Below are 12,010 nucleotides of genomic sequence, written 5' to 3' on the forward strand. Positions count from 1 at the left end.
TTTTTTGAGTAAAGGTCGTTTGTTCTGAAAAGCGAATTTCGCAAAAACCGAAAAATTCTCTGAGTCCAAAAGACGTTGTTATGAATTAGGCAAATAAGGTGACCGACCTTTTGATTTTGTGAACACATGTCCTTTGCAAGCATATTTTACTTTATTCGTTGATTACCAACATATTACTTTAATAAAAGATTCCCAAATGAATGTATGACAGAAAAAAATTGACGATCAAAGGTCGGTTTTCCGACGTGTGTTTCCGTCAAAAAATGCTCTCCAGACCAAAAGACCGGTCTTTTACTCCCCCGGAGAATTTACCGGGAGAAGGTCTGAAACACACCTTCATAAGAGAAAAGTGGAGATTCTCCGCTTTCGGTCAAAACGCGAGTTGAGCTCAAATTTACCCCCAAAACGAAAAAACCGACCAGAAGACCGGTCGGCGGAGAATTTTGAAAATGGTGGGCGGTACGAGACTCGAACTCATGACCTCTGCCGTGTGAAAGCAGCGCTCTAGCCAGCTGAGCTAACCGCCCGAAAAGCGATAAATTTAATATACCGCCGCTCTTCTGGTTTTTCAAGGGGATTTTTTTATTTTTCCTGCGAAAAAAATGAATTCCCGGTCGCTTCCTGCCGTTTTTTCCCCGGGGATGTGATGGCGGTGATCGCCGCCAGATAAAATACCCCCGGCTGTTTCAGAGGGTGCAGGCGGAGCGCCGAAACCATCGCCGGTTGCTCCAGACGCAGTTCCCACCAGTAGAGCGCCGCATCGGTGACCGGCTCATGCCAGGCGATCCGCCCGCAATCCGAACGCCACGGCAGGGAATAGCAGAGCGTCGTGTTCCCTGTCTCCCGGCCGACGACAAGCTCGTAGACTCTCTTGCCGCCTCCCGGCGAAAGCAGGTCAAGATCCAGCAGCGGACCGCGCACCGGCTTCTCCGCGCCGGAGAGAAGATAGAGCTCCGTACATTCGAGCCCGACGGGAATTTCCACCGGAGACGAATCCGGTTGAAGCGCCACGACCCGCTCGCCGAATGCAACCGGTACCCCCAGCAGCTCCCTCTCCCCCGCCAGCGCCTGGAACCGCCCCTGCTGGACGCAGTATTCCCGGAGCCCCCGGTTCCGGAGGTGGAAACGCGCCGCCGCTCCCAGCGGGACCGGACAGGCCCGGCCGCTCCAGTGAAACGGCTCCCCCAGATTCTTCGGAAACTGAATCGGCGGCTCGTCCGGTTCCGGCCGCAGAGTGTGCCGCAGATGCTCATACCCCTCCGGCGCCGCCAGCAGAAGCGAGGCGCCCGGTTCCAGCGTGACGGCCAGAACCTGCTGTTCCGGCTGGTGAATCCGCCCGGAATCGAGATCCCGCCAGCAGTTTGTCACCCCGGTCAGGCGCAACGTGCGGGGCGCGTCGGTGAAGTTGAAGAATCCGAGCCGGCTGCCCGCCGGTCCCGCATCCCCGAGGACGATGGCGGGAAGGGATCTCTGATTCCCGTTCCAGAGGTCGAGCGGCACGCAACGGCGGCAGCCGCCGTCGGCGAAGATTTTCGCCAGCAGAGTGCGGCGTTCCGGCTGCAGGGCGCTGAGTTTGTCCCCCGCGATCAGCGAGTCGCCGAAGAGGCGCACGAAATTGGCCCAGGTCTGCGACTCGGTGACGGTGAAGGTGCTCTTTTTCCCGGCGGCGGCGGCGACATCCCCCTCTTCGTCCTCCGGCGTCCGCAGAACGATGTAATCGCTGTCGCAGTTCCAGACCTTCCCCTGCAGGAAGGCTCCGGCCAGGCAGCTGCCGCAGGAGTTGTGCATCCATTGCCGGTGCGGTGAGATGTCCGAGCCGGAACGCATGCCGTCCACCTGGTTGTAGCAGCCGGGGAAGGCGGCGCTGCAGCCGAGCAGATAGGCGTCGCCGATGACCTCGTGAATGATGTCGAAACAGCGCTGGAACCGCTCCGGTGCAGTGATGGGGCGGGCGCTCAGGCCGGGCGTCATGCCGCGGGCCAGAAAGTCCAGCTTGAAATAGGCGATTTGCCAGCGGTGACGCATTTCGGTGAGCACGGCGCGCCACCAGTCGCACACCGCGGGTTGCGAGTAATCCAGCAGATAGAGCGGCACGCCGCTGGCCATCTGCAGCGGATTGCCCCCCGGATCGCGCAGAAACCAGTCGGCGTGTTCGCGCAGAAGCCTCGAGTCGCGGTGGGCCAGAAAGGGGGCGACCCAGAGCCCCGGAACTCCGCCGCTGCGCAGAACCTCGTCGGAAAAGGCGGCGATTCCGCCCGGGAACCGTTCCGGATCCGCCTCCAGCCAGTCTCCCCAGATGCAATAGCCGTCGTCCAGCTGGATCAGCGGGTGCTCCGGAACGTAGCGCCGGATTTCACGGTTGTTCTCGCGGATGGCGTCGGCGTGGATGGTGGTGCAGTAGTAATCCCAGCTCCCCCAGCCGCGCCAGCCGGCCGGACGGCGCGGGCGCCCGGAGCGGGCGGCGATCCGCTCCGCATAGAGCTCCAGCAGAGTCTGCCAGTTGTCGTGCTCCAGAATGACCACTTCGTCAAGTTCCACCGCCTCGCCCGGCAGAAGCTGTCTGCCGTCGCCGGAAAATTCCACCGTCAGAATCCCTGCTCCGTTCAGCAGGAGCCGGCCGGGAAAATGGCGGCGCTCCAGAAATCCGGCGAGGCGATAGCACCGTTCCGCCGGCCGGACCAGCAGAAAGTCGGTCGCCGCGATTTCTCCCGGCAGATATTCGAGGTCGTAACGGACAATTTTCCCGCCCATCGTGCCGGGCCCGGTCAGAACCCGGCCTTTCCCGGCCGCCAGGGCCAGGCGGCAGCCGAAGCGGTCCGGCTCCAGCGGTGCGTCACCGGGGTTGCGCAACCGGCCGCCGATGCTCCCGTCACGGTCCGGACCAAGTTCAAGGACGCCGCCCGCGGCGTCTTCGCAGAGTTGGAGTGTGGAGAAGTTCATAATGCCTCTGAAACAGTTGTGAAGGGGATGAATGGTTCAGGACGCAAATCGCATCCTTCCTGCCGCGGCCGTCGGCGGTCTCAAAGCTCCTCCCGGTGAAAGCGGAATTCGACGCGCCTCAACTCTTCCTGCAGTCTTCCGCCGGCGACGCCGGGGGCGGAACTCCCCGCGTCCGCCGCGAGGGCCGCCGCGGTTCCGGCGATTTCGCCGCTCATCGCCGCCACCGGAATCACCCGGGTGAGTTCGCAGGTTTCCCCGGTGACGGAGATGCAGCGCCCGGCGGCCCAGACATTCTCCAGTTCTGCCGGAAGCAGAACCCGGTACGGCAGTTCATGGACCGGCCCGGGGGTGATCCAGTTGCCGAAAAGCCCCACGGAGTCGTCAAATTGTTCGCCGGAGAGTTCCGGGGTGAGGAGCAGACGGCCGCGGATGGAGAAGGTCCGCCGGAAGTTCGCCAGCGTCGGCACCAGCAAGGGAAAACAGTCGTCGCGGGTGCGCCCCTCCGCGTAGAGTTTCCGGTACCGGTTCCGCAGCTCCCGGCGGCTCTCCCGGATCATCCGGCTCACCGATTCGCCGGAAATTCCCCGGAATCTCCCCTCCGGCACCGTCCGGTTGATGACGACCTGTTTCAGATGATCGGCCAGATTGCGGGGCGACCGCTGCGCCGTGGCGTCGTATTCGATCGCCCAGCTCGAGAGCTGGTTCTCTTCGGAGAAGCATTCTCCCCCGGCGCGCCGCACCAGATCGGCGTCTCCGGTCGCGTCGATGAAATAGTCCGCCTCCAGCGTGAGCCGGCCGGATTTGTTCTCCACTTCGACCGCGGTGACCTGGCCGCCGGTGCGCCGGACGCCGGCCAGCAGCGTGTCGAACCAGACGGAGACCCCCGCTTCCTCCAGCAGTTCATCCAGCGCGAGCACCATCGAGGCCGGGCTGAAGATGGTGTAGAGCCGGTCGTTCAGCGGCTTGGGGCCGGGCGCCTGCCAGTGTTCCGGAATCTCCCCCGGGCCGTAGGCGTGCGCCGCCGTCAGCAGCTCCCGGGCAAGGCCGAACGAGACCTGTCTGCCGCAGCCGTCGCAGATCGGCAGATAGACGTAGATGAGCCCGGCGGTCGCGAGGCCGCCCGGCCAGACGCTTTTTTCCAGCAGCGCGACGGATTTCCCCCGCCGTGCCGCGGCCAGGGCGGCGGAGCATCCGGCGATGCCGCCGCCGGCGACAATCAGATCAAAGGAACGCATTGAAACTCTCTCCTGCCGGCCGCGATGCTCCTCCTCGCTCCACCCGGCGGAGAGGAAGGATGACGGCCGTTTTTTTTCATCGTCGCCGGGACCGCCCCGACGGCGGAACTGCTTCAATCCCGGAGGATCACCTGCGGCGCGATCACGAACTTCCCCGAACTCTCCTCGCGGAAACTGGCGAGGAGCCGGTCGGCAATCCGCGGAACGTCGTGCGAAACCGAGGAGATGGGGAAGGGATAGGTGGAGACGGCGCGGGTCTCGTTGAATCCGGAGATCAGAACATCCCGGCCGACCACTCTGCCGTGATCCAGCAGACACTTCGCCCCGCCCAGCGCGAAGTAGTCGCTGTGGTAAAAGATCGCGTCGGTCTCCGGCGTACGGGCGAGAAGTTCGGCGGTTTTCCGGTAGCCGGTGTCGAAGGCCTGCTGCACGTAATTGCCCTCCTCCGCCCGGTGGAGGGTGCGGAAGGCGGTCACTTCGGGGCTCTCTGCGTCGATCTTCCGCCCGAAAAATCGGCTGAGCGCGGAACAGCGGCAGATCTCCGGCTCGATCACGGCCCGGATGCAGGAGCGGCCGCGGCGGCGGAAATGCTCCAGCAGCTGCAGCATGCCGCTCTCCACGTCGACGTGAATGTCGTTTTCGTAGCCGGATTCATAGCCGGTGATGGTGACCTGCCGCTCCCGCGCCAGTTCGGCGAGTTTCCGGTTGTCGAAGACCGGACCGATCAGAATCAGCTGTTCGACGCCCCGCTGAATCAGGTTGTCGAGAACGGCGGGGCGCGCCTCCCGGTCCTGCGGCATCGGGGCGATGCAGACCGCGTAGCCCATGTCGCTCAACCGGGTGCAGAGCAGGCGTTCCAGCTCCTGAATGTACTCATCCCGGATGGTGGCGGGCGCTCCGAGGACGATGGCCGCCATGCAGGTCGGCAGGCCGTGCATGAGCCGGTAGCCGAAATTGGGCTGGTACCCCATCTCCTTCGCCCGCCGGCGGACGAGCGCCCGGGTCGCCTGAGAGCTGTAGTTCGATTCGCGCCGGTTCAGAATCTGTGAGACGGTGGCCGCGGAAACTCCACAGCTCTTCGCCACATCCCGAATGGTCACCCGTTTGACTTGCTTCAACATGGATCCGTTCCATACAAACATGTTTATATATTAATTATTATACCGGGTTTTCCGGCAAAAGCAAGGGGAATTCTGAAAAAAGCGTTCATTTCTCCCTGCCGTCTGCCGGGCGGGGCGCCGTCTGCCGGGAGAAATTCCGCAGAGGGAACGTGCGTTACAATCGTTGTTGCGGTTGAAAATCAACGGTTACGGTGATATATTTTCCCGATACTCATTTTTGTAAATCTTACAGGAGAAGGGCGGTGGTCATGAGCAGCGAAGCCAGACGTTGGGCGATCCGGGATATTGCGGCCGACCCGGTGCCGGCCGCGGGAGAGGGATTCCCCGCCGGGCAGCCGGATGAACTCTACGGAGACGAGGTGTTCAACCTCGCGTCGATGAAGGAGTACCTGCCGAGCGAAGTATTCGCCAAACTGCTGCGCACCGTGCTGGAGCGCGCTCCGCTCGATCCGGAGATCGCCGGCGAGGTCGCCCACGCGATGAAGGAGTGGGCGATTCACAAGGGCGCCACCCACTACACCCACTGGTTCCAGCCGCTCACCGGCGCGACGGCGGAGAAGCACGACGCCTTCCTCGAACCAGACGGCAACGGCGGCGTCATCATGAAGTTTTCGGGGAAAAATCTGGTGGTCGGCGAATCGGACGCCTCCAGCTTCCCCTCCGGCGGTTTGCGTTCCACCTTCGAGGCGCGCGGCTACACCGCCTGGGATCCCACCAGCCCCGCCTTCATCAAGCGGACCGCCTCCGGGGCGACGCTCTGCATCCCCACCGCCTTCTGCAGCTACACCGGCGAAGCGCTCGACAAGAAGACGCCGCTCCTGCGCTCGATCCACGCCCTTTCGCGGCAGATCGAACGGATGCTCCGGGTCTTCGACGTGAAGGAGGGCGGCACGCCGGAGATCACCCTCGGCGCTGAGCAGGAGTACTTCCTGATCGACCGGCGGCTCTACCTCTGCCGCCCCGACCTGATTCAGACCGGGCGGACGCTGTTCGGCGCGCCGCCGCCGAAGCATCAGCAGCTCGACGACCACTACTACGGTGCGATCAAGCCGCGGGTGCTGGCCTTCATGACCGATGTGGACCGGACGCTCTGGAAGCTGGGCATTCCGGCGAAGACCCGCCACAACGAGGCGGCTCCGGCGCAGTTCGAAATCGCTTCGGTCTTCGAGGAGCTGAACCTCGCCAGCGACCACAACATGATCACGATGGATGTATTGCGCGAAGCGGCCGACCGGCACGGGTTCGTCTGCCTGATGCACGAAAAGCCGTTCGAGGGGGTCAACGGATCGGGCAAGCACAACAACTGGTCGTTCGGCACCAACCGGATCAATCTGCTCAGCCCCGGCCGGGATCCCATCCGCAACGCGATGTTCCTGACCGCGATCGCGGCGGTCATCATGGGGATCGACCGCCACGGGGAACTGCTCCGGATGGCGACGGCGAATTCGGGCAACAGCTACCGGCTCGGAGCGAACGAGGCGCCGCCGCCGGTGATTTCGATCTATCTCGGCGAGCAGCTCACTTCGGTGATCGACGAGATCGAGTTCGGCGAATCCGGCGAAAGCTCCGGCAAACACCGCCCGATGCAGCTCTGCGTCGACACGCTCCCGCCGCTGCCGCAGGACGCGACCGACCGCAACCGCACCAGTCCGTTCGCCTATACCGGGAACAAGTTTGAATTCCGCTCGCCCGGTTCGAGCCAGTCCTGCGCCGGGCCGAACGTGGTGCTCAACACCGTGGTGGCGGAGGCGCTCGACGAGATCCTGACGGAGCTTGAGGCGCTCCCGCGGGAGAGCTTCCACGTCGGGCTGCAGTCGGTGCTCCGCCGGGTGATTCACGAGCATCGGCGGATTGTCTTCAACGGCGACAACTACTCCGCCGACTGGCTGGCCGAAGCGAAAAAGCGGGGACTGCCGATTCTGCGCACGGTTCCGGAGGCGCTGGCGGTGCTGACGGAGGAGAAAAACATCCGCCTCTTCGAAAAATACGGGGTGTTCACCGAGAGCGAACTGCGCTCCCGCTACGAGGTTTACCTCGGAGAGTACCGGACGCGGACCCGGATTGAAGGGGAGCTGGCGCTGACCATGTCCCGCACGCTGATCAATCCGGCGGTGATGAAGTATCTGGCGACCGTCGGCCGCGCGGTTGATGCGCTCGCCGAGAACCCGGCACTCGATGAACTGCGCCGGAACGCTTCGACGATCGGAGAGCTTTACACCAAGCTCGCTTCGGCCGAGCGGATGCTCGAATCGACCCTGCCCGGAGACAATCCGGAGGCGATCCGCGGCGCGCTTGCCGAACTGCGCCGTCTGGTCGACCGGCTGGAGAAACTGGTCGACGACGAACTCTGGCCGTTGCCGAAGTACCGCGAACTGCTCTTCATCTACTGATCGATTCAGGAGATGATGTGGCGGGGGCTGGTGTTCTCCATCAGCGTCGTCACCGCCCAGACCAGCGCATCCAGCCGGTCGGGGCTGTCGCTGCTCTCCGGCCGGAAGGTGGTCATCTGCTCCTCCAGAACGGGGAAGCGGCCCAGGTGGTGGACCCGCCGCTGTTCGTAGAGCGCGGCCACCGGTTCGGCGCGTTCGATCTTGCCGCGCATCGCCCGCACCGCCCGGAAACTCACGTCGGCGTCGACGGAACGCAATACCGTTTCGATGAGTTCGCCGCCGTTGTTCACCTCGCCCGCCACGCGGTCGGCGCGGAAGCGGTGGTATTCGGCGATGACCCGGCGGGCCCATTCCGTCGGACGGCCCGCCATGCTCGCGTCGGAGAGGACGTAGAAGTGGCGGTTCCGGTCTCTGCCGACGGTGACGATGCCGGTCTCGTCCGCTTCGCTTCCGGAGCTTACCGCCGGGTCGACGCCGACGACGATCCGTTCGAACTCCTCGGGGAGCCGGTCCGTCCGGTCACGCTCGATCATCTCCGGCGTCCAGAGGGCGCCGGAAAAATCGTCGAGCCAGCGCCCCTCTAAGAAGCGTTGTTTCTGCCGTTCGGAGAGGCCGGCCAGCGTCTCCTCCAGATATCCCTCCGGAAGGTTTGCGCGGTTCTCCGCCGGATTGAGCTGCATGGAGGCGTAGTTCTGCGGGAAGGGGAGCGCAAGTCCGCTTACCGGGTCCCGTTTCTCCACGAAAAGTTTGTAGCTCCAGTGGGATTTCCCGGAGGGGTTGCAGTCGAAGTAGGCCCGGTTCCGCAGCGGCGTGCGCTGCGCCAGCCGGGTCAGTACCGTGTTGACCGCGTCGAAACTGATTTCGGAACATTCGTTGAAGTAGATGGTGGCGAACTCCTTGCCGAGGATCTTATCCACCCGCTCCTCGCCGTCCACGCCGCCGAACCAGATCTCCGAATGGTTCGGCAGGCGGACGAACTGATCCTGTCGCGACTCCTTGAACTTCAGGCCGGGGAAGGCGAGTTTCGCCACCTTGGGCAGCGTGTCGAGCAGCACCGACTGGCGCACGCTGTTGCCGTGCAGCCGCAGAATCGCGTGCCGGCTGCCGGCTGCGCGCAGCGCCCGCACCAGGACGGCGTACACCAGGATGAAGGTCTTGCCCGAACGGGAGCCGCCGAACAGCAGGACGTAACGGCTCGGACTGGTGAGCAGGCGGAGCGCTTTCCGTTGCGCCGGCGTTTTCTGGAACAGTTGTGCCATGGTATTCTTCCGATGAAACCGGGTCAGTGGTTGTCCCAGTAGCTGCTGTTCCAGCGGAAATTGCCGGGCGCGAGCTGATAGGTCCGGTTGATCCGGGTGTAGAGTTTGCCGGAGTCGTCGCGCGTTTCGGAGCAGGTCTGCCGCACCTTGAGGTAGGAGCCGGAGCGGCCGCAGACACTGCCGGAGTAGACGCGCCCCTCGATCCAGCCGGCCAGATCGGAGAGGGCGTTGTCCGCTCCGCCGGCGCGGTAGGTGGAGAGGGTGATGAGCAGCGTCCGGAGCGTCGATTCGATCATGTTGCGGTCGAGCGGCGACGAGGCGGCGAAGGGGCAGCTCTCCCCCGCCTCCCAGTCGGGAATCTCCTGATAGCTGCCGTCGGCGGCCATATGGTAGCCGGCCATTTCGGCGTTGACGTGAAATTCGGCGACGTCGACCGAGACGTCTTCGCGGCCGGAGAGGTTGGAGCGGTCGCTGGCGTTGTAGTGTTCGAACAATCCCGGATTGTTGCGGTGGCACGCTTCGACCTCCACCTCGTATTCGATGTCGGAACGCCGTCTGGGGGTGACCCGGGTGATGATGCAGTTCTCCTCCGCCCAGCCGTCGGGAGAGCTACCGGTCAGCAGCCGGAACGAGGCGATGTCGTCCGCGTGCACCTGATAGAGGGCGTTCCAGACGATTTCGCGGCGGACGGAGCCGAGCCGGGAGAAGCTGTGAAACTCCTCGCGGCGGACCGCTTCCAGCAGATGGGTGAAGATTTCGCGGGCGACGAGGGTGATTTCGAAGCCGATTCTGCCGCCGGCGGAGACGGTGCGGGAGTCGAGGTAGAAATTCTCTCCCGCCCACTCCGCGGGGGAGAGAAGCGGATGGGCGGCGAGGAACTCTTCGCAGTTTTCCGTGCCGGCGAACCACTTCACACTGCTCTGTCGGGTGCCGTCGGGCTTCTCCTCGGTGGAGACGCCGCCGAGCTGGAGCGTGGAGATTTCGCGGGCGGTGACGGTGCAGTCAACCGTGCCGTCGGCGTGTTCCTGCCGCTCGTTCGATTCGCAGACGAATGCGCCGCCTTCCCAGTCGAGCAGCTGGCCGGGTTCGGGAAGAAGCGCGGTGTCTCCGGCGAGTGTCCGCCACTTCCGGCTCCGGGTGAGGACTCCTTCGCTGGAACGCTTTTCCACACACTCCCCGACCGCTTCGGCCGAGGCGCGCCCGGCTCCGGTGAAGGTGACGCGGCAGAGGCCGCGGCGAACCGGCTGAAAGGCGAGCGCGGTGACAAAAAGGCTGTCCGACCAGGTGAACTCCGCGCCGTCGTCGGAGGGAAGGCGGAAGGGATCGCCGACGGCGCCCGCCCAGAGACGGGCTTCGGCGAGCAGAGCTTCCACCCCGGTTCCGGCGGTGTCGGATGCGACATCCCAGCTGTTTTGAATGGAGAGGAATCCGGCGGCGTCGATCTGCAGGACGGCGTGGCTGTAACTGGTGACTTTCATGGCGTTTCTCCTTCGAGTTGGCTGTTTCTCAAAGGAAAAATGTCAAACCCGGGGAGAAATCGCCGTCCCCTCTGCCGCGGTCAGTATTCGATCAGCATCGCGGTTTCATCGCAGCAGCTGTGCTTCGGGCATTTGGCGCAGTCGCTCCAGATCTTCTCCGGGAAGAGCTCCCGGTTCACCGTCCGGAACCCCAGCGCGCGGAAGAACTCCACCTGATAGGTCAGCGTGAAGAGCCGCCAGGAGCTGCGCCGGATCTTCAGCCCGGCGATGATCGCCTCCACCATCGCCCGGCCGACCCCCTTGCCCTGAAAGCCCGGTTCCACCACCAGGGAACGGACCTCCAGCAGGTCGTTGCCGAAGTCGCGCACCGCGGCGCAGCCGCGCACCGTCCCGTCGATCTCCGCCACGACGAAGTTGCCAAGGTAGAAGCGGATATCCTCCTTGCTCCGCCGCAGTACGACGCCGCGGTCGGCATAGATTTCGAGCAGCCGGAAGATGGCGTCAATGTCCCCTTCCGCCGCTTCGCGGACCGTCAGAAGATTCTTCACTGTTTCGCCTCTTCCTCCGCCGCCCCGGCACCGGATTCGGGCGCGGTTTCCGCAAAACGGCCCATCGCCCGGAACTTCGCGTAGCGCTGTTCGCGCAGTTTGCTCCCGGAGAGTTTGCGCAGTTCGCAGAGGTGGCGCGCCAGCACGTCGCCGAGCAGTTCCGCGGCTTTGGCGTAGTCCCGCTGGGCGCCGCCGAACGGCTCCGGAATGATCTCGTCGGCGATTCCCAGCTCCAGCAGTTTCTCCGCCGTGAGCTGCAGAGCGTCCGCCGCCTGCGGCGCATGTTTGCGGTCCTTCCAGAGGATCGCCGCGCACCCTTCCGGCGTGATCACCGAGTAGTAGGCGTTCTCCATGATGAGGATGCGGTTGCCGACGCCGATGCCGATCGCACCGCCGGAGCCGCCTTCGCCGATGACGATGGCGATGACCGGAACCCGCAGGCTGAACATGTCGCGCAGATTGACCGCGATCGCTTCGGCGATGTGGCGCTCTTCGCTGGAGATGCCCGGGAAGGCTCCCGGCGTGTCGATGAAGGTGATGATCGGCACCTCCGCTTTTTCCGCCAGCTGCATCAGCCGCATCGCCTTGCGGTACCCTTCCGGACTCGGCCAGCCGAAGTTGCGGTAGACGTTGGACTTCATGTCACGCCCCTTCTGGGTGCCGATCACCATGACCGGTTTGCCGCGGAACCTGGCGAAGCCGCCGACGATCGCCTTGTCGTCGCGGAAGCGCCGGTCGCCGGAGAGTTCGATGAAGTTGGTGAAAAGGTGTTCGATGTAGTCGAGCGTGTAGGGGCGCTCCGGATGGCGCGCCAGCTGCACCCGCTGCCACGGGGTGAGCGAGGTGTAGATCTCCTTGATCATCTCGTTCAGCCGCACGGTCAGCGCATCGATCTGTTCGGAGACGTCGATCGAGTTGTGTTCCGAAAAGTTTTTCAGCTCCTCGATTTTCTTTTTGAGTTCGATGACCGGCTTTTCAAATTCCAGATGAAATTCGGGCATGGTTTCAATGGCTCCTCATATGGGATGAACGTTTCTTT

8 protein-coding genes and 1 tRNA gene are annotated in these 12,010 nt (G+C 63.7%); 1 reads left to right on the forward strand and 8 read right to left on the reverse strand.

Going from position 1 to position 12,010, the window contains the following annotated elements:
• Positions 1-450: 450 nt before the first annotated feature.
• The 4 genes from ACMLHG_RS08015 to ACMLHG_RS08030 form a co-directional block, all read right to left on the reverse strand.
• Positions 451-527: transfer RNA gene (locus ACMLHG_RS08015), tRNA-Val, on the reverse strand.
• Positions 528-582: 55 nt separating this feature from the next.
• Positions 583-2,940, reverse strand: coding sequence for a glycoside hydrolase family 36 protein (locus tag ACMLHG_RS08020; RefSeq protein ID WP_417170173.1), 2,358 nt, complete (start codon positions 2,938-2,940; stop codon positions 583-585).
• An 80-nt stretch (positions 2,941-3,020) separates the two neighbouring features.
• Positions 3,021-4,175, reverse strand: a complete 1,155-nt coding sequence (locus ACMLHG_RS08025; RefSeq protein WP_417170174.1) for an FAD-dependent oxidoreductase — start codon at positions 4,173-4,175, stop codon at positions 3,021-3,023.
• 113 nt (positions 4,176-4,288) lie between these two features.
• A complete protein-coding gene (locus ACMLHG_RS08030) occupies positions 4,289-5,296 on the reverse strand; it encodes a LacI family DNA-binding transcriptional regulator (protein WP_295808496.1) in 1,008 nt (335 codons plus the stop codon).
• A 248-nt stretch (positions 5,297-5,544) separates the two neighbouring features.
• On the opposite strand from ACMLHG_RS08030, the gene ACMLHG_RS08035 reads away from it, so the two are divergent.
• Positions 5,545-7,686, forward strand: a complete 2,142-nt coding sequence (locus ACMLHG_RS08035) for a glutamine synthetase III (RefSeq protein WP_295808494.1) — start codon at positions 5,545-5,547, stop codon at positions 7,684-7,686.
• Positions 7,687-7,691: 5 nt separating this feature from the next.
• Here ACMLHG_RS08035 and ACMLHG_RS08040 read toward each other — a convergent pair whose 3' ends face one another.
• From ACMLHG_RS08040 to ACMLHG_RS08055, 4 genes are all read right to left on the reverse strand, one after another.
• Positions 7,692-8,945, reverse strand: coding sequence for a phage terminase large subunit (locus ACMLHG_RS08040; RefSeq protein ID WP_417170175.1), 1,254 nt, complete (start codon positions 8,943-8,945; stop codon positions 7,692-7,694).
• 23 nt (positions 8,946-8,968) lie between these two features.
• Complete coding sequence (locus ACMLHG_RS08045) at positions 8,969-10,423, reverse strand: hypothetical protein (RefSeq protein ID WP_417170176.1); 1,455 nt, start codon at positions 10,421-10,423, stop codon at positions 8,969-8,971.
• A gap of 80 nt (positions 10,424-10,503) precedes the next feature.
• Positions 10,504-10,971 (reverse strand): GNAT family N-acetyltransferase, encoded by a 468-nt coding sequence (locus tag ACMLHG_RS08050; RefSeq protein WP_294435845.1) that lies wholly within the window; start codon positions 10,969-10,971, stop codon positions 10,504-10,506.
• Positions 10,968-11,972 carry an acetyl-CoA carboxylase carboxyltransferase subunit alpha gene (locus ACMLHG_RS08055; RefSeq protein WP_417170177.1) on the reverse strand — a complete coding sequence of 335 codons (1,005 nt, stop codon included), beginning with the start codon at positions 11,970-11,972 and terminating at the stop codon, positions 10,968-10,970. Before ACMLHG_RS08055 ends, ACMLHG_RS08050 begins: the two co-directional genes overlap by 4 nt.
• Positions 11,973-12,010: the final 38 nt, after the last annotated feature.

This window comes from Victivallis sp., from assembly GCF_048170485.1.
GTDB lineage: Bacteria > Verrucomicrobiota > Lentisphaeria > Victivallales > Victivallaceae > Victivallis.

Coding starts and splice junctions, on each gene's coding strand:
- ACMLHG_RS08020 (WP_417170173.1), bottom strand. CDS start 2,940: ATGAACTTCTCCACACTCCAACTCTGCGAAGACGCCGCGGGCGGCGTC.
- ACMLHG_RS08055 (WP_417170177.1), bottom strand. CDS start 11,972: ATGCCCGAATTTCATCTGGAATTTGAAAAGCCGGTCATCGAACTCAAA.
- ACMLHG_RS08045 (WP_417170176.1), bottom strand. CDS start 10,423: ATGAAAGTCACCAGTTACAGCCACGCCGTCCTGCAGATCGACGCCGCC.
- ACMLHG_RS08040 (WP_417170175.1), bottom strand. CDS start 8,945: ATGGCACAACTGTTCCAGAAAACGCCGGCGCAACGGAAAGCGCTCCGC.
- ACMLHG_RS08025 (WP_417170174.1), bottom strand. CDS start 4,175: ATGCGTTCCTTTGATCTGATTGTCGCCGGCGGCGGCATCGCCGGATGC.
- ACMLHG_RS08030 (WP_295808496.1), bottom strand. CDS start 5,296: ATGTTGAAGCAAGTCAAACGGGTGACCATTCGGGATGTGGCGAAGAGC.
- ACMLHG_RS08035 (WP_295808494.1), top strand. CDS start 5,545: ATGAGCAGCGAAGCCAGACGTTGGGCGATCCGGGATATTGCGGCCGAC.